This is a genomic window from Rhizobium mesosinicum, assembly GCF_019511345.1.
Lineage (GTDB): Bacteria > Pseudomonadota > Alphaproteobacteria > Rhizobiales > Rhizobiaceae > Rhizobium > Rhizobium mesosinicum.
Map to the genome: position 1 here is coordinate 48,128 of NZ_JAEUAK010000016.1, position 20,502 is coordinate 68,629.

The window sequence follows — 20,502 nt, forward strand, 5'->3', positions numbered from 1 at the left end:
CGTTCTCAGCCGCGGGCCGGCGCGAATGCCTTCACGTCGGCGGGCTTGTCATCCATTTGCAGATGCAGTCGCTGCCCTTCGTAAGGCGAGTGTTTTGCGACGACATCGAGGTTGATCTCCACGCCCAGTCCCGGTTCATTTGACGGGATCAGATAACCGTCATCGAAGCGCAGCGGCGTCTTCAGGATTTCGGCATAGAAGCCCGAGAAATCGACAATCGCTTCGTGGATCAGGAAATTCGGCGAAGATGCGGCGAGCTGGATGCTGGCCGCAGCGCCGATCGGACCATTGTAGAGATGTGGCGCGATCTGCGCGTAATGCGCTTCGGCCATGCCGGCGATCTTCTTGGATTCCAGAATACCGCCGGCACGCGCCACGTTCATCTGCAGGATCGAGGCCGCACCCGTTTCCAGCACACGCTGGAACTCGTATTTCGTCGTCAGCCTTTCGCCCGTCGAAATCGGGATCGAGGTCTTGCGGGCGACCTCTGCCATCGCCTCTTCCTGGCCGGGAGGCACCGGCTCTTCGAACCAGAGCGGATCATATTTCTCCAGCCGCTGCGCCAGCCGGATCGCCGAGGACGGCACCATCTGCCCATGCGTGCCGAAGAGCAGATCGGCGCTGCTGCCGACAGCCGCACGAATCCTGGCGCAGAATTCCTCGCAGCGGTCCATGACGCCGAGCGAAAGCTGATGACCGGAATAGGCCGTATAGGGACCGGCCGGATCGAACTTCACGGCGGTAAAGCCCATTTCGACCATTTTCACCGCGCATTCGGCGGCGAGATCCGGATCGTTATAATCGTACTCGCCGGCAGCATTTTTCGGATAGAGATAGGTATAGGCGCGCAGCTTCTCGTGAACCCGCCCGCCGATCAGCTTGTGCACCGGCTTGCCCGCGGCCTTGCCGATAATGTCCCAGCAGGCGATCTCCAGGCCGGAGACGATACCCATCATCGTCGGATCCGGCCGCTGGGTAAAACCGCTCGAATAGGCAAGCCGCCAGAAGCGCTCTACGTCGTGCGGATCATGGCCGAGCAGGTAACGCTGGAAGACATCCTCGATCAGCGGCACGAGCGCCTGCGGATGGAAGGCGGTCGAATAGACCTCTCCGACGCCCTCTATACCGTCAGCCGTTGTTAGCCGCACAAAGATCCAGTACATGCCGCCGATATGCGGCGGCGGGACGGCGACGACATGGGTGGAAAGCGAAGCGATCTGCATGGCCGTGATCCTCAATGCTTGAGTATGACGAGGCGCGTCTGGGTGAATTCGAGCATGCCGTGTTTACCGTCATCGCCGCCGAGACCGGAGCGCTTCCAGCCGGCGTGATAGCCCTGATAGGGATCGGCCGGGAAACGGTTGACGTAGAATTCGCCGGCCTCGATCGCATCGGAAAACCGCATGATCGTGCGGTGATTGTCGGTGAAGAGCACCGAGCTCAGGCCAAACTGGTGATCATTGGCGAGCGCGAGCGCCTCCTCGGTCTTATCGTAAGCGACGATCGGCATCACCGGCCCAAAGATCTCCTCGGCGATGATCTCCATGTCCTGACGGCAATTGGATAGCAGCGTCGGCGGATAGAAGAAGCCGGGACCTTCGGGCAGGATGCCGCCGGCCTCGATGCGTGCGTCCTGCTCCGCCGCCTTCAGGACGGCCTTGTGCACATTCGTCTGCGCAGACTTCGTGGCGAGCGGCCCGACGCGTGACGCATCGACCGAGCGGTCGCCGAAGGCCCGTGCGGCAAAACCCGCCTTCAGCTTGTCAAGCAGCGCGTCATGGATCGAACGATGCACATAGACGCGCTCCGGCGCGGTGCAGAGCTGGCCGCAATGATTGGTCTTGGCGGCGACAAGCTGTGCGGCAACGGCATCGAGGTCCGCATCCGGCTCGATTATGACAGGCGTCTTGCCGCCGAGTTCCAGCGACGGCTTCGCGATGTTCGCCTTGCAATAGTCGAGCACGACGCGGCCAGCCTGCAGGCTGCCGGTCAGCGTGATCATCCCGACCTTAGGATGGGTGCAGAGCGTCGCCGCGACTTCATGCGACATGGTGAGGATATTGATGAGCCCAGCAGGCAACCCTGCCTCAGCCACGGCTTCGGCAATCGCGAAGGCCGATGTCGGCGTCGAATTGCTGGGACGCACGACCACGGCATTGCCCGCGATGAGCGCCGGCGCGATCTTGCGCACCAGCGTGTAGATCGGGAAGTTGAAGGGGATCAGGCAGGCGACGACACCGATCGCTTCGCGCTTCAGGAGCAGCGTCTCGTTGGCATTGTCGCTCGGAATGATTTCGCCCTCGATACGCCGCGCCCATTCGGCGTGATAACGCATCAGCTCTGCGCCATAGATCGCCTCGCCGGTCGCATCGGCAAGGCTCTTTCCGGATTCCTGCGCGAGCGCTGCACCGATCTTTTCAGCGCGCCGTTCGATGGCGGCAGCGAGCTTGCGCAACGCGTCTCCGCGCGCAATTGCCGGCAGCGCCCGCCATTCCTTCTGCGCCTTCGCTGCTGCCTCGACAGCCTCGATCGCTTCAGCAGCAGTCGCCGACGGCACCTTAGCAAAAGCGACTTCGGTTGCTGGATTGAGCACCGGCACCAGCGGGCCGGAAGACCGGAATTCTCCGGCGATAAAATTGCGATAATCCGTCATGACGACATCCTCTGGACAATAGCTCACTCCACACATGCCGGCTCAAGTCGGCCATGCGTTGAAACGAAACGGGGTGCCGACGCCCGAAAGCGGCGGCTAGAACGTGCTGCGGCCCGGCGCCGCGTCGAGAAGTGTTCTCGTATAGGGGTGCGTCGGCGCCTGCAGCACCTGGGCCGCACTGCCCCGCTCGACGATCTCCCCCTTCTGCATCACCACGATCTCGTCGCTAATCTGGGCGGCGACACGCAGGTCGTGGGTGATGAAGACGATGGCGAGCTGAAGCTTCTCCTGCAGCTCGCGAAGCAGTTTCAGCACCTGCGCCTGCACGGAGACGTCGAGCGCCGAAACGCTCTCATCCGCGATCAGCACATCCGGCCGCATCGCAAGCGCCCGGGCAATACCGATGCGCTGGCGCTGACCGCCTGAGAACGCAGACGGCTTGCGCCAATAGGCGCTCTTCTGCAGACCGACCAGATTAAGCAGCTCTTCCGCGCGGCGGCGTGCCTCCCCTGCCTCGACACCTGCAAGCATGGCGGAACGGGCGATCATCGGCCCGACGCGGCGGCGCGGATTGAGCGAACCGAACGGATCCTGGAAAATCATCTGGATCGACCGCCGCCGCGCACGCAACGGCGCCGGCGAAAGGCCGAGAAGATCCGCACCCGCGACTTCCACCCGGCCGCCCTTCGGCTCGATCAGCCGGATCATCGCCTTGGCAAGCGTTGACTTGCCGCAACCGGATTCGCCGACGATGGAGACCACACGGCCCGGCAACAGGCTGAGCTCCACATGCTTCAAGACCTGAACGCTGCCGTAGGAATGCTGTAGATCGTGCACCGCAAGCACCGGCAGCTCGCCGGTCTGCACCGCCGGACGGCCATACGGCGTCAGGCTCGGAACGGCAGCGATAAGCTCCTTGGTGTAGGGATGGTTTGGAGCCGTCAGCACCTGCTTTGCCTCGCCGATCTCGACGATTTCGCCATGGCGCATAACCGCCACGCGGTCGGCAATATCGGCAACCACACCGAAGTCATGGGTGATAAAGATGATACCATGACCGTGCACATCGCGCAGTTCACGCATCAGCTTCAGAACCTGCGCCTGCGTCGTCACGTCGAGTGCGGTCGTCGGCTCGTCGGCGATCAGCACGCGCGGGTTCATCGCAAGCGCCATGGCGATGACGACACGCTGGCACTGACCGCCGGAAAGCTCATGCGGATAGGCTTGCAGGATACGATCGGGGTTCGGCAGATGCATGGATTCGACCAGTGCGAGAGCGCGTCTCTTGCGCTCGGCGGCATCGAAATCCGAATGCAGTTCAAAGACTTCCTCGACCTGCGCGGAAACTGTCATCGCCGGATTGAGCGAGGCAATCGGCTCCTGAAAGATCATCGCAATGTCGCTCCCCCTGATAGCGCGAAACGCCCGCTCGGAGAGGCCGACGAGATTGGTATCACCGAGCACCACTTTGCCGTCGGCAATCTTCAGACCCTCGGGCACCGCGCCCATCAGCGCACTCGACAGCACCGACTTGCCCGAACCGGACTCGCCGACGATGCAGAGGATCTCCCGCGGCTTCAGATCGAAACTTGCGGCTTTCACGGCATAGGGCCGGTCGGCGCCTTTCGGCAGGGCGACGCTCAGATTTTCGACCCGGAGGATCGGCTGGTTTTCGTTGCTGCTCATGCGCGCCTCCCCTGCGCTTCCGAGACTTCCCGCAATCCGTCCGCCAGCAGGCTCAAGCCCAGCATCAGCGACGAGATCGCAAGGCACGGGAAAATGACGAGATGCGGGAAGGCGATCGCCATGGCGCGGCCTTCATTCACCATCGTGCCCCAATCCGGCGTCGGTGGCGGCAGGCCGAGGCCGAGGAAGCCGAGCGTGCCGATGGTGATCGCCGTGTAGCCGAGACGCAGGCAGAAATCGACTGCAAGCGGCCCGCTGGCGTTAGGCAGGATATCGAAGAGCATGATGCGCCAGGTGCTTTCGCCCTGCGTCACTGCCGCCGCCACATAATCGCGGCTCGCCACATCGATAGTGATGCCACGCACGATACGGAAGATCGCCGGCGCACTGCCGAAAGTCACAGCAAGCACGATATTGAAAGGCGATGAACCGACCACGACGATGATAACGATATAGAGCACCAGTACCGGGAAGGAGAGCACCACATTGGCAACGTAGGACAGCACCGCATCGCCCCAACCGCGCCAATAGCCGGCGGCAAGCCCGAGCACCACACCGACCACATAGGCCGTGACTGTCGCAAGCGTCGAGAACATGACGACCGTGCGTGCGCCGTAGATGAGGCGAGAGAGAATATCACGACCAAGCTTGTCGGTTCCAAGCCAGAACACGCCACCCGTTGGAGCCGCTGTACCCGGCTTTGCCAGCGGCAGCAGCGTACGGATCGGATCGAAGGGCGCGAGCAGCGGCGCGAAGATCGCCACCAGCAGCCAGCCGATCGTCAGGAACCCGCCGATCACGATGACCGGATTGGAGAGATAGGGTTTTACAACCTTCCGCATGGCGCCCTCACTTCCGCCCCTTGGCTGCATCGAGCAGCGAGACGCGGGGATTGAGCCAGCCATAGGCTAGGTCGGAGAGGATCTGTGTGGCAACGACGACCACGACGCTCACCATTGCGCAAGCTTCGACGAGGCGGATGTCGCTGTTGAGCGCGGCGTCATAGAGAAGCGTGCCGAAGCCTTTATAGGCATAGAAGACCTCTACGACGATGACGCCGGACAGAAGCCAGGGAAACTGCAGCATGATCACCGTAACTGGCGTGATCAGCGCATTGCGCAGTGCATGGCGCCAGACGATCCGCGCTGTGCTCGCACCCTTCAGCCGTGCCGTGCGAACGTAATGCGTTCCCATGACTTCGATCATCGAGGCGCGGGTGACGCGCGCCAGATAGCCGGTCGAATAGAAGCCGAGCACCAGAATCGGCAGAATGATCTGCTGCAGCGAAAAACCGGTCAGCATAGTGCTGGCGCCAGGCAGCCAGTGCAGCCAGAACACGAAGACGGCCGAGAAGAACACAGCGGAGGCAAAATCCGGGATAGAGGTCGTGGCAATCGCTATGAAGGAGACAACGCGATCAAGCAGCGAACCCGGCCGCATGCCAGCAATTATGCCCGCAAACAGGCCGATAGGCACGATGAACAACAACGCACCACCCGCAAGTATGCCAGAGGCAGCAAGGCGATTCGGGATCAGCTGCGAAACTGGCGCACGATAGTATGTGGACATGCCCCAGTCGCCGGTCACGAAGGACCAGAGCCAGCGACCGTAACGGATGATGAAAGGATCGTCGTAACCGTTGGCCGTCAGCCACTGGGCGCGCTGGGCCGGTGTCGAGAACTGGCCAAGGACCTTGACGGCGACATCGCCGACATTGACCTCCAGCGCCAGGTAAACGAGCAGCGACACGGTGAACATCACCGCAAGTGCGCTTACCAGTTTACGAAGAATGAAAAGGAAAACGGTCACGAACCACCTCTTTTCCGGGGCGGGGCCGCGCCTGGCGGCCCCGCCGAAGATCAAGCCTTGGCGAGCCAGACGCCGTCCATGCGGAAATAATCCGCCGGATGAAGCTGGAAGCCGCGGACGGTGGTGGCTGCGGCGCTGAAGCGGTTCGGCCAGTAGGGTTGAATGATGACGGCGGAATCCTGCAGGATCTGCTGCACATCCTTCATGGCTTCGGGACGTTTGCCCGGATCGACGACGGCCAGCGCCTTGTCGAGCGCCGCGTCGAACTCCTTGCTGGCAAGATGGCTCTCGTTCCAGGCACCGCCGGAGCGATAGGCCAGATCGAGCGTCATGGCACCGAGCGGTCGATGCGCCCAATAGGTGAGGCCGAAAGGAACCTTGTCCCAGATCGGCCAGTACTGCGAGGCTGGCAGCACGTTGAGCTTCAGACGGATGCCGGCTTCGGCAAGGTTCTGCTGCAGCACCTGTGCGGTGTCCTGTTCCCAGGCACCCTGGGTATTGCCGAGCGTCAGTTCGAGATCGAGACCATCCTGGTGGCCGGCTTCGGCGAGCAGGGCCTTGGCCTTCTCGACATCGCGACCAACCGCCGGCAGCGCGTAGTAATCGGGCTGAACCGGAGAGACGTGGAAGTTGGCGCCAACTTCGCCCTCACCGCGATAGGCGACGTCGAGCATCTGCTTGTTGTCGGCGGCAAGCTGCACGGCCTTGCGCACGCGAATATCGTCGAACGGCTTCTGGTCGGACTGCATGCGCATGACGAGCGTGTGCGCGGCCTTGCCGGTCAGGATCTGGATATTCGGCAGCGACTTCATGAGATCGTATTCGGCGATTGTTGCGCGATAGATGATATCAATCTGGCCGCTCGAAAGGGCAGCGAGATGCGTGGTGATATCGGTGCCGAGGTCGATGTACTGGATGCCGTCGAGATGAGCAGGTGTGCCCCAGTAATCGGCGCGCTTGGAAAAGACGGCCTGACGGCCGACTTCATAAGCGTCCAGCTTGAAGGGACCGGTACCAACAGGATTGGCCGGCCAGTTGGCGCCTCCCTTGACGAAGTCACGATGCAGCATCGGGCAGGTGTAGGAATAAAGCTGTTCGGGCAGCGAGGAAACGGCGCGCGACAGCGTGATGCGAACCGCATGGTCGCCGGTCTTTTCGACCTTCTCGACGGCCGAGAAGGCGGTCTTGTTGGAAGACTGGGAGTCAGGCGCGATCCAGCGCTGGATGTTGAAGATCACGTCCTCAGGTGTGAAGGCATCGCCGTTCGACCACTTGGCGCGTTCGTCGAGCTCGAAATCCCAGGTCTTGAGATCGACAGACGGTGTCCAGCTCTTGGCGAGATAGGGATGGGTGACATTGTCGGCATCGACGAAAGTCAGGAATTCCAGGCTGTTGCGATAGAGGTTCGAGGCCTCGATCCAGCTGGTCATCATCGGATCGGTCAGTTCCTGGATCTGGCAGCCGAAACGCAGCGTGCCGCCATCCGCGGGCGTTTCCTCGGCAAGTGCCGGCTTGCTCTCACCAAGGAAGGCGCTGGCGGAGGCCGCCGTCACACCAAGCCATGCGACGGCACGCAGGAAACCGCGGCGATCGATCTTGCCGGCACGAACCTGTTCGCACAGTTCCGGCACCGAGGGATGCAGCGGATTGCCGCTGTTGGTTTTCAATTCGGTCATGATCTGCCTCCTCCTTGAATGGCAGTATGGTCGCTATCAGACACCCTCTGTGCCAGACACGATGCGCAGGGCGGGCTTTTCACCCTCGTTCACCATACGATTGCTGAAGCGACTGATGATCCAGGATCGAAATCCTGCTATCAGAGGATCCACCAGCCCTTCCGCATCGGTCTTCAGGTAATAGCCGAAGCCTTCGTAATAATGTGCGGTGACAGGCGCAACCAGGCGTCCGCTTTCTATTTCCTCTCGAAACAGCGCTGGGTCCGCCAGCACCAGGCCCTGCCCCGACAAGGCGTACTGAACCCCAAGACTGGCGCTGTCGAATGTCACGCCCCGCGCCACGGAAACCCCTCCGAGGCCGTTCTGCACAAGGAAGCGCTGCCAGGTCAGGTAGGGCTGCATATCGACGATCTTGATGTGGATGATTTCGTTTGCGGCGATGAAAGGTGCAATATCCGAAACCCCTCCCCGGACCAGATGGGGATGGCACAGGATCGTCGGCCGCTCCTCCCAGAGAAGGTCGGTGATCCATTCATCCACGGCCGGCCGCGTATAGACGACCGCTACATCGAATTCGCTGTCCGGCACCCCGTAGGGCGTCGAAACCTCCAGCAACACGTCCGGGAAGCTGCGCCGGAAATCGGTGAGCAGCGGCACGGTGAGCTTCATCGCAAAGCTCGGCGGCAGATTTATGCGCAGCCTGCGCTGGCGCTGCTCTTCCGGCGCGCAGACCTCTTTCAGTGCCTGCTCGATACGATCGAAACCCTTGCCGATGCCGGCGGCGAGCGATCGCCCGTCATCCGTCAGCGTCGTGGCCTTGTGGCCGCGTTCGAACAACTTGCGTCCGATACTCTCTTCCAGACCGATGACATGCCGCGAAAGCGCGCTCTGCGAAATGTTAAGCGCGGCGGCTGCCGCCGTGAAGCTGCCGTGATGCGCCACCGCCTCGAAAGCCCTGAGCGCGTTCAGCGGCAACCGGCGGCGGTCGACCGCCGGCTCCTTCTTCGTCTGGGAAGAGCGATCCTCCGTCATTATCTCACGAGCCCACCGAACAGGACATATTTGCTCTTGAGATATTCATCGAAACCTTCGGCAGCACCTTTGCGGCCGAGGCTCATCAGCGCATTGCGTTCGACGAGCTTCATATCAGGCGACCTTAGGCGTGAAAAATGGATTGCTGACCGTTGCTACGCCTTCGGCAAGCTCGGCACGCGACGGCCAACCCTTCATCATTGCGCGCCTGGCGGCAAGGTGCGTCGCAGCCTTGTTGTTATGATATACCTCTTCTGCATCCTTTGCCGACGGATTGACCCAGACGGCGGCAATCGCCACCCAATTATCCTCGGCCTCGGCCGGCAGTGAGCCATCGAGCAGCGCCGTGGTAATGCCCGCAGCAACACCAGCCTGTGCCGGCCCCCAGGTCATCAGCTCGTGCGACGAACCGGATTCCATCACAGCCTTGGCAATGAACAGCGTCACCGGTTTGGCCGGCAAGTTCGGCTTCAGCACCGCCTGGAACGGCAGGTGCCCAGGACCAGGGCTTGCAGCTGCGCCGGCGAGCGCGCCGGAGATTGGGCCACTCTTCGGGCCGAGATAGAGATTGATATGCGCGGCGTTAGGGCCGGAACCCTCGAAGCCTTCTCCGATATAAAGCATCGAAATCTCCTATAGCGATGCGAGCCGAACCCAGTATGCCTTCGCCCATTACGCCCTTGAAAGCGCGCGCGGGCGACGGACCGGATTATAGTCGTTGATCATGTCGCGCGGGCGGTAAGGCTCTTCAAGGAAGTCGCGCTCTTCAGCCGTCAGCTCGATCGCGGCAGCTTCGATCGCGGCGACGACATGCTCGGGGCTTTCCGTACCGACGATCGGAACCGTGCTGTTGCCGGAGCCGATGACCCAGGCCTGGGCGATCTGGCTTGCCGTCTTTCCGCGCTTGGCGGCGATATCGTTGACGCGCTTGGCGATCTCCTGGTCGATCTCGTCACCGAACCAGTCGAGATAGAGGTCATGGGCGATACGCGGCGCCGAACCGCCGCCTGCCAGATAACCGCGGGCAAGCGGCGAGAAGGTCGTCACTGCGATGCCCTCGTCTTGGCAGTAAGGCATCATTTCACGCTCTTCTTCGCGGTAGAGCAGTGAGTACTGGCACTGCATGTTGACGAACCGCGTCCAGCCGTTCTTGTCGGCGACATGGTTCATCTTGGCAAACTGCCAGGCATACATGGTGGAGGCGCCGATATAGCGCGCCTTGCCCGACTTCACGATGTCATGCAGCGCGCTCATCGTCTCTTCGATCGGGGCTTCCGGATCGAAAGCGTGGATGACGTAGAGGTCGACATAGTCGGTGCCCATCTGCCTCAGCGACTTGTCGATGGATGCCATCAGATGCTTGCGCGACAGGCCCTTGTCGTTCGGATCGTCGCTCATCGGATAGAAGGCTTTGGTAGCAAGCACCAGTTTTTCACGGTCCGTCAACGAGAGCAGCGTGCGGGCGACGACCCGCTCGTTGACACCGGTCGAATACCAGTCCGCCATGTCGAAGAAATTGATACCGACATCGAGCGCCTTCTTGAGGATCGGTACCGACTTTTCTTCGTCGAGCACCCAACCCTTCCACTTGGATGACCCGATACCCATGGTACCAAGGCAAAGCGACGAAACCTTCAGGCCGGTCTGGCCAAAGCGCACATATTCCACAGCAATGTCCTAAAAATGTTCTCCCTCCCAAGACTATGTCGTGGTGAAACTATTGTGACAAATAGGTTTATTCGATGCAGCCATCTCAAAATGAGATGGCGGTTTTATTCTACACGCAGGGAAGTTTCAGAGCTGTTCGTTCAGGAAACCAGACCTGCCATTCGTATGGCCGGACCAAAACCTAAGTATAGTTATGTGGCAGGACGTTTGGATTTAGCCTGTAATCGCAGCTCGGAACCGACCCGACCATCGATGGTTCCAGGCTGGTGGCATCGCCCCCTGCCACCCTCGGGCAGGCGCTCCCCTCCGCCGAAGCCCTGCGGATCCTCCCATCCGCCAGAGACCGTCCCGCCGCCCGGGGCGGTCTTTCCTTTTCAAGCGTAGAGACAATTCGCCTAAGCTTCCAACACTTTGGTATAGTTTTGCGCCGATAAACACGCCGTTAAGGTGACGTACACCAGCCGGTATGGGTAGAAGACCGGAACCAATAGCGAGGGGGTATGGGACCATCTATTGTATCGAAACTCGTCAATCGCCGCGGAACGCTCTCACATGAGGTCACGCTTGGCCTGATCGCACTGGTGCTCGGCGCCGCCGTGCTTTATGTCGATGCCTTCACGGAAATCGAGAGCGCCATCGCCGTTCTCTATGTCATCGTGCTCCTGCTGTCGGCAGAAATGCTGACGAGAATTGGCACCACGCTCCTGGCCATTGTCTGTGCCGCCCTTACCCTCTTTGCCTATTTCTATTCGCATGGTCTCGATGAGGATATTCCGGCCCAGTTGCGCCTGGCGGTTTCTCTCGCCGCCATCACTATCACCTGCGCCCTCATTCTCCGGAACGAGGCCGCGCGCGCGGGGCTGATCGAAGCCAACCTGCACCTGCGCGACAGCGAAACACGCTATCGCTACATCTTCGAGCACAGCCGTATTGCCCTATGGGAACGGGATTATTCTGCAGTGCGCGCCTTCCTGATGTCCTTGAAAGCCGAAGGCGTGGCCGATCTCAAAGAACATTACCGCACCAATCCAGGCATTATCGCCACCTGCACAGGCCTCATTCGCACGATCGCCTCCAACGACGCAGCGCTGGAACTGCTCGGCCACGTGGATGACGGCCGGCCGGCGCTCACGATGCGGCGCTACATCGCTCCCGATGACGATACCTTTCTGGACCTCATGAATGCAATCTTCTGTGGGGAACGGCATTTTGAGGGTAAGGGCAATCTGGTCGCGGAGAACGGTGAGACCAGGCTCGTCATCATGAGCATGAGTTTTCCGGAGGATCCGAACGCCTTCAACCGAGTTGTTGTCGGCATGGTGGATATCACCCAGCGGGAAATGATGCAGAAAGCCATTCGCGAAGCTCAGGATGAACTGGCCCTGGCCTCACGCGCAGCAACCGTCGGCACACTTTCCGCATCGCTCGCCCATGAGCTCAACCAGCCGCTCGGCGCCATCGTCGTCAACGCCCAGACGCTGCTCAGATGGTTGAATCGCGAGCCACCGGACCTTGCTGCCGTGCGGCGTTCGGCCGAGCGCATCATCCGCGACAGCCAGCGGGCAAGCGAAATCATCCACAATACCCGCTCGATGCTGACACAGACAGATCGCACGCCCGAACAGGTCGATCTCGAAACGCTGATCGAGGAAACGGGCGCGCTGATGGAGCACGACTTCCAACGCGACATGGTCGACTTTGATGTGATCCCGGCCGAAGAGCCGCTCACGGTGAAAGCGATCCGCATCGAACTACAGCAGGTGCTCATCAACCTCGTGACCAATGCCGTGCAGGCCATGCGCGAAACGGCAATCGACCGGCGCAAGATTCTGATCTCGCTCGCCAGGAAGGATGATATATTCGTCACCCTCTCCGTCAGGGATTTCGGCCCCGGCATCAGCGAGGAATCCATGGCGAAGCTTTTCACCCCTTTCTTCACGACCAAGCCCTCCGGAATGGGCATGGGGCTCTCGATCTGCCGCAGCACACTGGAAGCCAGAGGCGGCCAGCTGATTGCCGGCAATCATCCCGAAGGGGGCGCCATCTTTGAAATGATCATACCGATCGAGGACGACCATGAAAGACACTAGCGCCGCATCGAAGGCAGCCTCGCAGTCCGCATCACCGATCGTCTATGTTGTTGATGACGACGAATCCATCCGCGAGTCGCTTGTCGATCTTTTCCGGTCGATCCAGATGGATGCCGCCTCCTTCGCGACCACAACCGCCTTTCTCGATACCGCAGACCTGCGCCGGCCGGGCTGCATTCTCCTCGATGTGCGCCTGCCAGGCCTGAGCGGGCTGGATTTCCAGCTTCATCTCGAACGGATCGGCAGCAGGATGCCGATCGTCTTCATGACCGGTTTCGGCGATATTCCGATGAGTGTGCGCGCGATGAAGGCCGGCGCCGTCGATTTCCTCACCAAGCCCTTCCGTGACCAGGATATTATCGATGCGGTCGGCATCGCGATCGAAAAGGATATGACCCGCCGACGGGAAATGGCAGCAAGCGACGCCGTCGCCTCCCTTGTCGATACGCTGACGCCCCGCGAGCGGGAAGTGATGGCCGCCGTCGTCAAGGGTCTGATGAACAAGCAAATCGCCTATGACCTCGGCATCAGCGAAATTACTGTGAAGCTGCATCGTGGCAACGTGATGCGCAAGATGCAGGTCCGGTCGGTGGCCGATCTCGTGCGCAAGGCGGAAATGCTGGAAGGCAGATAGCGGAACCTAGACCCTTGTATGGTACCGCGACACGGTTCCCAGCCATAATATAAGTCAACGAAATGCAAGAATAAGCAAGGCTACCAATCTCGTGTCACATATATCCACAATCGCGGTCGTCGACGATGACCAGGCCATCCGGGAGGCGCTTGACGATCTGATCCAGTCCTGCGGCTACCAGAGCAAGCTTTTTGCCTCTGCGGAAGAGTTTCTTGCCTTTGACGACAGGGCAGCAATCGACTGCATGCTGGTTGACGTCAAGATGCCTGGACTCAGCGGCATCGAACTGCAGGAGATCCTCAACGGCGAACCTGAAAAGCCGCCCATGATCTTCATGACCTCCTATCGCGACGAGAGGACCCGCATGGCCGCCATTGAAGGCGGTGCGCTGGCCTTTCTGGGCAAGCCGGTCGAATTCGATTCTCTCATCAACTATTTGGAACTGGCTCTAAAGCCATAAGGCTCGACCGTGTCGGCTGAATATTGCTTTCGCCACCCGATCAATTCGAATTATACACTTATGTATAATTCAAGATGGAATCATTAAAGACTACAATCAACCTCGAAACATCCAGCAAACTTGACCAGAAAAGCGAGGTGAACGCTATGATAAAGCTCAAGCACCCGATTTTTATCAGCGTCGGGAAGAACATACTAATGGATGTGATCTTCTCGAACCTCGTGACCGGGGCGAATTACAGGTTTCACTGTGCGCTTCTGCGCCTGGAACCGGAAAATCCGATCTACGAATACCAGCCGGTCCGCGCTGCTGCGCAACGCCGCCCGAACGAAATCGGCCGGAACCATTTCTGATCGTCCCTTCCTCTGGCGCTAACCGGATCCCCTCCCCGCCGGTCAGCGCATTTGCCGATCCACGCCTCTCAAAAATACGGCAAAGGTCCTTCACAGGCCGCTGACAAGATTTTCGTACTTGCCGTCGATGCCGGACGGGCCGTCGAAACGCTGCGGCAGCTTTCGACGGCAAGCCGGATCTGAAATCAGGTCGGCGGCGCGTCGAGCGCGTGCAGAATGCCGCGCAGCTCGGCTAGCCCGCGAAGACGCCCGATTGCGGGATAGCCCGGCGTAACATTCTTCTGCAGGTCGTCGAGCATGCGGTGGCCGTGATCCGAGCGGAAGACGATCGACTGGTCGGCGCTGCGGCGACGGTCTTCGGCAACCAGCTCCTTCAGCACGGCAACCATGTTCACGTCGCCTTCGAGATGTGCGCTTTCATGGAAGGTACGTCCGTCGCCTTCGCGGGTCGTGGCGCGAAGATGCGCGAAATAGATGCGTGAGGCGAAACGCCGCGCCATCGCCGGCAGATCGTTGTCGGCGCGTACGCCGAGGCTGCCGGTGCAATAGCACATGCCGTTTGCGGCCGCCGGCACGGCATCGAACAGCGCTGCATAATCTTCAGCCGTCGATGCGATGCGGGGCAGGCCGAAAAGCGAGCGCGGCGGATCGTCCGGATGCAACGTCAGCTTTACGCCGCGCGCTTCAGCGGCAGGCACGACGGCTTCGAGGAATTCGATGAGATGCTGGCGAAGCTTCTTCGCATCGATGCCCTCATAGGCGATGAGCTTTTCACGGAATCCCGGAATGGTCAGCGGCTCGGTCGTGGAGCCTGGTAGAGCCGAAGTGATAATGCGAGTAAGCTCGGCGATTTCCGCTTCCGTCATGCTTTCATAGACGACTTTCGCCCGCGCCCTGTCCTCGTCGGAATATTCGGCTGCAGCGCCCGGCCGCTCCAGCACGAACAATTCGAAGGCGGCAAAACGCTCATGATCGAAACGCATGGCCGTGGCGCCGGTCGGCGTCACGTAGTCGAGATCGGTGCGGGTCCAGTCGACCACGGGCATGAAATTATAGCAAACGATCGGAATGCCACAGGCGGCGACAGCTTCGAGACTGGCGATCCAGGCCTCGATTTCGGCTTTCGCTTCCCCGCCCTTGCGCTTGACGGCATCGGGGATCGGGATGCTTTCGACGACGCTCCAGATCAGTTGCGAACGGCCCGGCGGCGTGGTCTCTATCAGCGACTGACGCTCTCGTACTTCCGCCTTGGTCCAGGCGCGGCCGATCGGCACCTGATGCAGCGACGAAACAATGTTCGTTGCACCTGTCTGGCGCACCTCGTCCAGTGTGACTGGTGCCTCCGGCCCGAACCATCTCCAACCTTGCCGCATTTCTTCTGTCTCCTCTCTCGTTTTCTTAGCAGAAGTAGTCCGGAAACTGCGAGCGCAGCTCCGCCACGTCGGGTATGACGGCGCTTAAGTGATGAACCATGGCTTCGCGCGCTGCTGCGATATCATGCGCCGCGATAGCGTCGCGGATCACCATATGCTCGCGCACAACATTGTCCATGCGCCCCAGTACCGGCAGCGTCAGGCGCCGCGCCCGGTCGATCTGAACCTTCACGGCCTTGAGAATGGTCCAGATACCGGGATAACCGGCAATCTGGGCGATCGCCTCGTGAAAGGCTTCGTCCTCTTCATGAAAGCCTGAGGCATTGCCGAGCGCTGCATGCGTCTTCTGCCGGGCGATGATCGCATCGAGCCGCGCTATATCGCCCTCCGTTGCAATTTTGGCGGCCGTCTCGACCGTCGTTCCCTCAAGCGCCTTGCGCACAACGACTGCTTCCGGAATAGCCGAGACGGGCACGCGCGAAACCACCGTGCCGGACTGCGGATAGATGTCGACGAGCCCACCCTCGGAGAGTCTCAACAACGCCTCACGCACCGGCGTGCGGCTGACGCCGAAATCCTCGGCGATCCGCTTTTCATGCAGTGCTGTGCCCGGCGGGATTTTCAGCGACACAATGTCGGCATGCAGCCGCTCGTGGATCGCCGCCGCCGTCGTCACGCGGCGGATCTTTCCGCCGACGTCGCGCGGCGCCGGAAAGGCAAGGATTTCAGAGTCGGAGGCCTGCCGCATGCATGATCTCAAGACGTTGACACTTTCGTGCATACTAGTATATCAATTGAATTCTGTTGCCAAGCCATGCCGCGGAGGAGAACGCCGGCATGGCGCTGCACCCGGAGGAACGCTTCGATCTGCGAGCATTCTGATGCGCCGGAAAACGGGCGCATCGAGGCATGAGACGTGCATTGCGATGCAAACGAGCGGCGCTCGGGGCAAAGGCCGGCACCGCCGCAAAGGAGGAGGACGGAATGAAGATCACACGCAGAACCTTCGTCGGCGGAGCCGCCGGCATCGCCGCGGCCGGAATGCTGCCGCTTCGCGCTTTCGCTCAGGCAAAAGCGCCGGCAAGCCCGGTGACCATCACCGTCGTCGATGTCGCCGGCAACTTGGCGCTGACGCAAGGGATGTTCGAGAACTACGCCAAGGCAAAGCCGGAATTCGTCGCCAGCTTTTCCTTCACCAAGGCGCCTGCTCCGGAACTGCCGGCCAAGATCCAGGCCCAGCAGGCTGCCGGCAAGGTCGATATCGATCTCGTGCTGACTGGCACGGACGCACTTTCTGCCGGCGTCGACCAAGGTCTCTGGATCGACCTGTCCAGCAAGAAGTCCGCCCTTCCAAATCTTGAAAGCATCCTGCAGCCACAGGCCTTCAAGATGCAGGCACTTGCCAAGGACCAGGGTGTCGTCATCACCTATTACCCGTCCGGCCCGCTGATTGAATATATGCCGGACAAGGTAGCGACCCCGCCGAAGTCGGCGCAGGAACTGCTCGACTGGACGAAACAGAACAGGAACAAGTTCCTCTATGCCCGCCCGGCAAACTCCGGCCCGGGCCGCACGCTTCTGATGGGCCTGCCCTACCTGCTCGGCGACAGCAATCCGCGCGACCCGGTCAACGGCTGGTCCAAGACCTGGGAATATCTGGCCGCGCTCGGCGAAAACATCGAATACTACCCGACCGGTACCGCCGTGGTCTTCAAGGAACTCGGCGAAGGTACGCGCGACATCGTCGCCACGACGACCGGTTGGGACATCAACCCCCGTGCTCTCGGCATCGTTCCCGAGGAGGCCAAGGTCGGCAAGCTCGAGGGCTTCCATTGGGTTACAGACGCGCATTATGCGGCCATCCCGAAGGGTGTCTCCGACGAGAAGGTCGGCGTTCTGCTCGACGTCCTGAACTTCATCTACCAGCCGCAGCAGCAGGCGATCGCCTATGACGCCGGTTACTTCTATCCCGGCCCGGCAGTGAAGGATGTCACTCTCGAAATGGCACCGGCAGAGAGCCAGGAAACCATCAAGGAGTTCGGCCGGCCGGAATATGCCGACTGGATCGCCAGCAGCCCGCTGGAAGTGCCGCTCGAGCCCAAGCAGCTCGTCCAGGCCTTCCGCATCTGGGACGAGAAGATCGGCGCCAAGAAGGGCTGATCATTGGTGATCGAATTGAACCGGCGCCGGGTATCTCGGCGCCGGATTTCTAACGGCCATGATTGCCGATAAATGGAGATTGCATTGACTTTGCCGGTTCAAAACGCAGCAGCAGTGTCATCGCGGAAAAATGCGCGCCTTGAGCTTGATGGCATCAAGCGGTCTTTCGGCGCTTACAATGCCCTCGATGGGATCGATCTCACCGTTGAACCCGGCGAATTCATCGCACTTCTCGGCCCTTCCGGCTGCGGCAAGTCCACGGCGCTGAACTGCATCGCCGGCCTGCTTGGCTTGTCCGGCGGCGAAATCCGCCTCGGCGGCAATCGCATCGACCAATTGGAGCCGGAAAAGCGCGGCTTCGGCATGGTCTTCCAGAGCTATGCCCTCTTCCCGCACATGAGCGTCCGCAAGAATGTCGGCTTCGGCCTTGCGATGCAGGGCATTCGTGGTGCAGAGGCCGACAAGCGCGTCATTGATGCACTGGCGCTCGTGCGCCTCGAAAGCCAGGCAGACAAACTGCCGGGCCAGCTTTCAGGCGGCCAGCAGCAGCGCGTGGCCATTGCCCGCGCCATTGTCATCCGCCCGCCGATTGTCCTGATGGACGAGCCGCTCTCCAATCTCGACGCCAAGCTACGTCTGGAAATGCGCGCCGAAATCCGCGGCATCCATGACCAGATCGGCTCGACGACCATCTACGTCACCCACGACCAGGACGAAGCCCTGTCACTTGCAGACCGCATCGTCGTCATGAGCCAGGGGCATATCCAGCAGATCGGCACACCTCAGGATCTCTACCAGCGTCCGATCAATCTCAACGTGGCCGATTTCATGGGCTTCCGCACCCGCATTCCCGGCCGCGTCGTCTCCGTTTCCGGCAAAGAGGCCGAAATCGAAGCCGCCGGCGCGCGGCTGACCGGCACGATGCGCGACACCTTGAAAGTCGGCGATCCCGCAGTGCTCTCCGTGCGCCCGGAAGATCTGGTTGCGACTACCGATGACAGCGGCGTTCCCGTCATCGTCGCGAGCACTGAATATCGCGGGCGCGCTTTCTTCGGCATGGCCCGCTCAGCGGACGGATCGGAGCTGTATTTCCGCTCCGATGAGGCGCTGCCACGCGGCTCTGCCACCACTCTGCAGCCGGTCGCAGGCCGCTCGCTTGTCTTCAAAGGGGTGCCCGCATGAACGGCGGTCCCTCCCTGAAAACCCGGCTTGCCGCTCAGGGCCTTGATGGCACGACATTGCTGGTGCTGCCCGGCCTGATCTTCATGATCGCCCTGTTCATCTACCCCTTCGTCTATGGCGTTGCGGATTCGCTGATGCCGAAGGATGGCGGCGCCTGGTACGAGAACTACGCGAAGTTCTTCTCCGACCAGTTCCAGTACGGTACCATCGCCAACACGATGTGGCTCGCCTTGCCGGTGACGATCATCAATCTCGCCTCCGCAATCCCGGTCGCCTTCCGTGTCCGCCTGATGCGCCGCCAGCGGCTGCTGACGACGATCCTCGTGCTGCCGATCACGCTCGGCACGGTCTTCGTCGCCGATGGCCTTTTGACCTATCTCGGCCCGCGAGGCTGGTTCAATCAGACGCTCATCCTCTTCGGAATCCTGGAATCGCCGGTCAAGCTCACCAATAACTACTGGGGCGTTTTCGCCTCACTGCTGATCACCGGCTTCCCCTTCGCCTTCCTTCTGACGCTCTCCTACATTACCGGCATCGACCCGGCGATCGAACAGGCCGCAGCAACCCTCGGAGCCAATCCGCGACAGCGCTTCATACGCGTGTTCCTGCCGCTCCTGGTCCCTGGCCTTGCCGTGACGTTCTGCTTGTCATTCGTCCAGGCTTTTGCAGTCTTTCCCTCGGCCGTCCTGCTCGGCGCGCCGGCCGGCCCGACGCGCGTCATCTCGATCGCCGCCTATCAGGCCGCCTTCGAGCAATACGACCATTCCTATGGCACGGCGATCGCCCTCGTCATGGGCATGGTCGAGCTCATTGTCGTCGTCGCCGTTCTTGGCGCACGTTCTTTCTTCTACCGCGGCCCGGCCGGCGGCACGAAAGGTTGAGCATGATCCGTGACCAAGGCCTTACCTCGAAGATCTGGCGCATCGCCGTCTGGGCGCTTGCCACCCTTTTCGTCCTCAATCTGCTGGCGGTCATCGCCGCCGTCATCCTCAATTCCTTTGCGACGCGCTGGCTCGGCACCTGGCTGCCGCGCGGCTGGACCGACCGCTGGTATTTCAGCGCCTGGAGCGAATTTCAGCTATCCAACGTTCTGATCGTCACTTTCGAGATGGTCTTCGTCGTCGTCATCATTTCAGGCATCCTCGGCGTGATGACCGCCTATGCACTGGCGCGGCGCGACTTTCCCGGCAAGCGCTCCATCATCCTGCTCTTCCTGCTGCCGCTGCTGATCCCGCCGCTCACCTACGGCATTCCGCTGGCGACCGTGCTGTACCAACTCGGCCTCGGCGGCACCTTCTGGGGCGTGGTGCTGATCAACCTCGTGCCGTCCTTCCCCTTCGTCGTGCTGGTCATGATCCCCTTCATCGAGCAGATCGACCCGCGCATCGAGGCAGCCGCCCGTGTCTTCGGCGCCGGCACCACCAGCCTCTTTATCCGCATTCTGCTACCGCTCCTGCTGCCCGGCATGCTGGCGGCACTTCTCCTCGTCCTGGTGCGCACGCTCGCGATGTTCGAGCTGACCTTCCTGATCGCGGGACCGCAGACCCAGACGCTCGTCGTTTCGCTCTATTATGCTGTCTTTGCTTCGGGGGTGCGGGCCGGCCAGTCGATCGATGCGATGGCAGTGGTCTATATGGTGACGACACTCTTCTGGCTCGTAATTGCGCTGCAATTCGTCAATCCGACACAGATCGTCGCTCGCGCCAAACAGCAATCGGCGCATTGA

At 60.9% G+C, this 20,502-nt stretch carries 19 protein-coding genes; 8 read left to right on the forward strand and 11 right to left on the reverse strand.

What is annotated here, in order from left to right:
• Window positions 1-5: 5 nt before the first annotated feature.
• The 9 genes from JNB85_RS28320 to JNB85_RS28360 form a co-directional block, all read right to left on the reverse strand.
• Window positions 6-1,223 (reverse strand): mandelate racemase/muconate lactonizing enzyme family protein, encoded by a 1,218-nt coding sequence (locus JNB85_RS28320; protein ID WP_220337730.1) that lies wholly within the window; start codon window positions 1,221-1,223, stop codon window positions 6-8.
• Window positions 1,224-1,234: 11 nt separating this feature from the next.
• Window positions 1,235-2,653: an aldehyde dehydrogenase family protein gene (locus tag JNB85_RS28325; RefSeq protein ID WP_223216638.1), complete on the reverse strand. Its 1,419-nt coding sequence runs from the start codon at window positions 2,651-2,653 to the stop codon at window positions 1,235-1,237.
• Window positions 2,654-2,749: 96 nt separating this feature from the next.
• Complete coding sequence (locus JNB85_RS28330; protein WP_220337732.1) at window positions 2,750-4,339, reverse strand: dipeptide ABC transporter ATP-binding protein; 1,590 nt, start codon at window positions 4,337-4,339, stop codon at window positions 2,750-2,752.
• The gene (locus JNB85_RS28335; RefSeq protein ID WP_220337733.1) at window positions 4,336-5,181 is read right to left on the reverse strand and encodes an ABC transporter permease; all 846 of its coding nucleotides are present in this window, start codon (window positions 5,179-5,181) and stop codon (window positions 4,336-4,338) included. The genes JNB85_RS28330 and JNB85_RS28335 overlap by 4 nt, the downstream gene beginning before the upstream one ends.
• Before the next feature lie 7 nt (window positions 5,182-5,188).
• Window positions 5,189-6,148, reverse strand: coding sequence for an ABC transporter permease (locus JNB85_RS28340; RefSeq protein ID WP_220337734.1), 960 nt, complete (start codon window positions 6,146-6,148; stop codon window positions 5,189-5,191).
• Window positions 6,149-6,198: 50 nt separating this feature from the next.
• Window positions 6,199-7,824 carry an ABC transporter substrate-binding protein gene (locus JNB85_RS28345; protein ID WP_220337735.1) on the reverse strand — a complete coding sequence of 542 codons (1,626 nt, stop codon included), beginning with the start codon at window positions 7,822-7,824 and terminating at the stop codon, window positions 6,199-6,201.
• Between the two features lie 36 nt (window positions 7,825-7,860).
• The gene (locus tag JNB85_RS28350) at window positions 7,861-8,856 is read right to left on the reverse strand and encodes a LysR family transcriptional regulator (RefSeq protein ID WP_220337736.1); all 996 of its coding nucleotides are present in this window, start codon (window positions 8,854-8,856) and stop codon (window positions 7,861-7,863) included.
• 114 nt (window positions 8,857-8,970) lie between these two features.
• The gene (gene fae / locus JNB85_RS28355) at window positions 8,971-9,480 is read right to left on the reverse strand and encodes a formaldehyde-activating enzyme (protein ID WP_220337737.1); all 510 of its coding nucleotides are present in this window, start codon (window positions 9,478-9,480) and stop codon (window positions 8,971-8,973) included.
• A gap of 48 nt (window positions 9,481-9,528) precedes the next feature.
• Window positions 9,529-10,524 carry an aldo/keto reductase gene (locus JNB85_RS28360; protein ID WP_220337738.1) on the reverse strand — a complete coding sequence of 332 codons (996 nt, stop codon included), beginning with the start codon at window positions 10,522-10,524 and terminating at the stop codon, window positions 9,529-9,531.
• 500 nt (window positions 10,525-11,024) lie between these two features.
• Between JNB85_RS28360 and JNB85_RS28365 the strand changes: the two genes are divergently transcribed.
• The 4 genes from JNB85_RS28365 to JNB85_RS28380 all read left to right on the forward strand — a co-directional run bounded on the left by JNB85_RS28365 (window position 11,025) and on the right by JNB85_RS28380 (window position 14,061).
• Window positions 11,025-12,614, forward strand: a complete 1,590-nt coding sequence (locus JNB85_RS28365; RefSeq protein ID WP_220337739.1) for a sensor histidine kinase — start codon at window positions 11,025-11,027, stop codon at window positions 12,612-12,614.
• Entirely contained in the window at window positions 12,601-13,248 is a 648-nt protein-coding gene (locus tag JNB85_RS28370) for a response regulator transcription factor (protein ID WP_220337740.1), read from the forward strand. The genes JNB85_RS28365 and JNB85_RS28370 overlap by 14 nt, the downstream gene beginning before the upstream one ends.
• 91 nt (window positions 13,249-13,339) lie before the next feature.
• The gene (locus tag JNB85_RS28375) at window positions 13,340-13,708 is read left to right on the forward strand and encodes a response regulator transcription factor (RefSeq protein WP_220337741.1); all 369 of its coding nucleotides are present in this window, start codon (window positions 13,340-13,342) and stop codon (window positions 13,706-13,708) included.
• A 74-nt stretch (window positions 13,709-13,782) separates the two neighbouring features.
• Window positions 13,783-14,061, forward strand: a complete 279-nt coding sequence (locus JNB85_RS28380; protein WP_223216639.1) for a hypothetical protein — start codon at window positions 13,783-13,785, stop codon at window positions 14,059-14,061.
• A gap of 185 nt (window positions 14,062-14,246) precedes the next feature.
• On the opposite strand, the gene uxuA is transcribed toward JNB85_RS28380, so the two are convergent.
• Window positions 14,247-15,434, reverse strand: a complete 1,188-nt coding sequence (gene uxuA, locus JNB85_RS28385) for a mannonate dehydratase (protein WP_220337742.1) — start codon at window positions 15,432-15,434, stop codon at window positions 14,247-14,249.
• A 25-nt stretch (window positions 15,435-15,459) separates the two neighbouring features.
• The gene (locus tag JNB85_RS28390; protein WP_220337743.1) at window positions 15,460-16,182 is read right to left on the reverse strand and encodes a GntR family transcriptional regulator; all 723 of its coding nucleotides are present in this window, start codon (window positions 16,180-16,182) and stop codon (window positions 15,460-15,462) included.
• 236 nt (window positions 16,183-16,418) lie between these two features.
• Between JNB85_RS28390 and JNB85_RS28395 the strand changes: the two genes are divergently transcribed.
• From JNB85_RS28395 to JNB85_RS28410, 4 genes are all read left to right on the forward strand, one after another.
• A complete protein-coding gene (locus JNB85_RS28395; RefSeq protein ID WP_220337744.1) occupies window positions 16,419-17,594 on the forward strand; it encodes an extracellular solute-binding protein in 1,176 nt (391 codons plus the stop codon).
• 72 nt (window positions 17,595-17,666) lie between these two features.
• On the forward strand, window positions 17,667-18,776 hold the full coding sequence (locus JNB85_RS28400; protein ID WP_220337745.1) for an ABC transporter ATP-binding protein: 1,110 nt from the start codon (window positions 17,667-17,669) through the stop codon (window positions 18,774-18,776).
• Window positions 18,773-19,657 carry an ABC transporter permease gene (locus JNB85_RS28405; protein ID WP_220337746.1) on the forward strand — a complete coding sequence of 295 codons (885 nt, stop codon included), beginning with the start codon at window positions 18,773-18,775 and terminating at the stop codon, window positions 19,655-19,657. Before JNB85_RS28400 ends, JNB85_RS28405 begins: the two co-directional genes overlap by 4 nt.
• A gap of 2 nt (window positions 19,658-19,659) precedes the next feature.
• The gene (locus JNB85_RS28410) at window positions 19,660-20,502 is read left to right on the forward strand and encodes an ABC transporter permease (RefSeq protein ID WP_220337747.1); all 843 of its coding nucleotides are present in this window, start codon (window positions 19,660-19,662) and stop codon (window positions 20,500-20,502) included.

Excerpts from the sequence above, each read along its gene's own strand:
- JNB85_RS28320 (WP_220337730.1), bottom strand. The coding sequence starts at position 1,223 with ATGCAGATCGCTTCGCTTTCCACCCATGTCGTCGCCGTCCCGCCGCCG.
- JNB85_RS28325 (WP_223216638.1), bottom strand. The coding sequence starts at position 2,653 with ATGACGGATTATCGCAATTTTATCGCCGGAGAATTCCGGTCTTCCGGC.
- JNB85_RS28330 (WP_220337732.1), bottom strand. The coding sequence starts at position 4,339 with ATGAGCAGCAACGAAAACCAGCCGATCCTCCGGGTCGAAAATCTGAGC.
- JNB85_RS28335 (WP_220337733.1), bottom strand. The coding sequence starts at position 5,181 with ATGCGGAAGGTTGTAAAACCCTATCTCTCCAATCCGGTCATCGTGATC.
- JNB85_RS28345 (WP_220337735.1), bottom strand. The coding sequence starts at position 7,824 with ATGACCGAATTGAAAACCAACAGCGGCAATCCGCTGCATCCCTCGGTG.
- JNB85_RS28350 (WP_220337736.1), bottom strand. The coding sequence starts at position 8,856 with ATGACGGAGGATCGCTCTTCCCAGACGAAGAAGGAGCCGGCGGTCGAC.
- fae (WP_220337737.1), bottom strand. The coding sequence starts at position 9,480 with ATGCTTTATATCGGAGAAGGCTTCGAGGGTTCCGGCCCTAACGCCGCG.
- JNB85_RS28365 (WP_220337739.1), top strand. The coding sequence starts at position 11,025 with ATGGGACCATCTATTGTATCGAAACTCGTCAATCGCCGCGGAACGCTC.
- JNB85_RS28370 (WP_220337740.1), top strand. The coding sequence starts at position 12,601 with ATGAAAGACACTAGCGCCGCATCGAAGGCAGCCTCGCAGTCCGCATCA.
- JNB85_RS28380 (WP_223216639.1), top strand. The coding sequence starts at position 13,783 with ATGGAATCATTAAAGACTACAATCAACCTCGAAACATCCAGCAAACTT.
- uxuA (WP_220337742.1), bottom strand. The coding sequence starts at position 15,434 with ATGCGGCAAGGTTGGAGATGGTTCGGGCCGGAGGCACCAGTCACACTG.
- JNB85_RS28390 (WP_220337743.1), bottom strand. The coding sequence starts at position 16,182 with ATGCGGCAGGCCTCCGACTCTGAAATCCTTGCCTTTCCGGCGCCGCGC.
- JNB85_RS28395 (WP_220337744.1), top strand. The coding sequence starts at position 16,419 with ATGAAGATCACACGCAGAACCTTCGTCGGCGGAGCCGCCGGCATCGCC.
- JNB85_RS28400 (WP_220337745.1), top strand. The coding sequence starts at position 17,667 with ATGGAGATTGCATTGACTTTGCCGGTTCAAAACGCAGCAGCAGTGTCA.
- JNB85_RS28405 (WP_220337746.1), top strand. The coding sequence starts at position 18,773 with ATGAACGGCGGTCCCTCCCTGAAAACCCGGCTTGCCGCTCAGGGCCTT.
- JNB85_RS28410 (WP_220337747.1), top strand. The coding sequence starts at position 19,660 with ATGATCCGTGACCAAGGCCTTACCTCGAAGATCTGGCGCATCGCCGTC.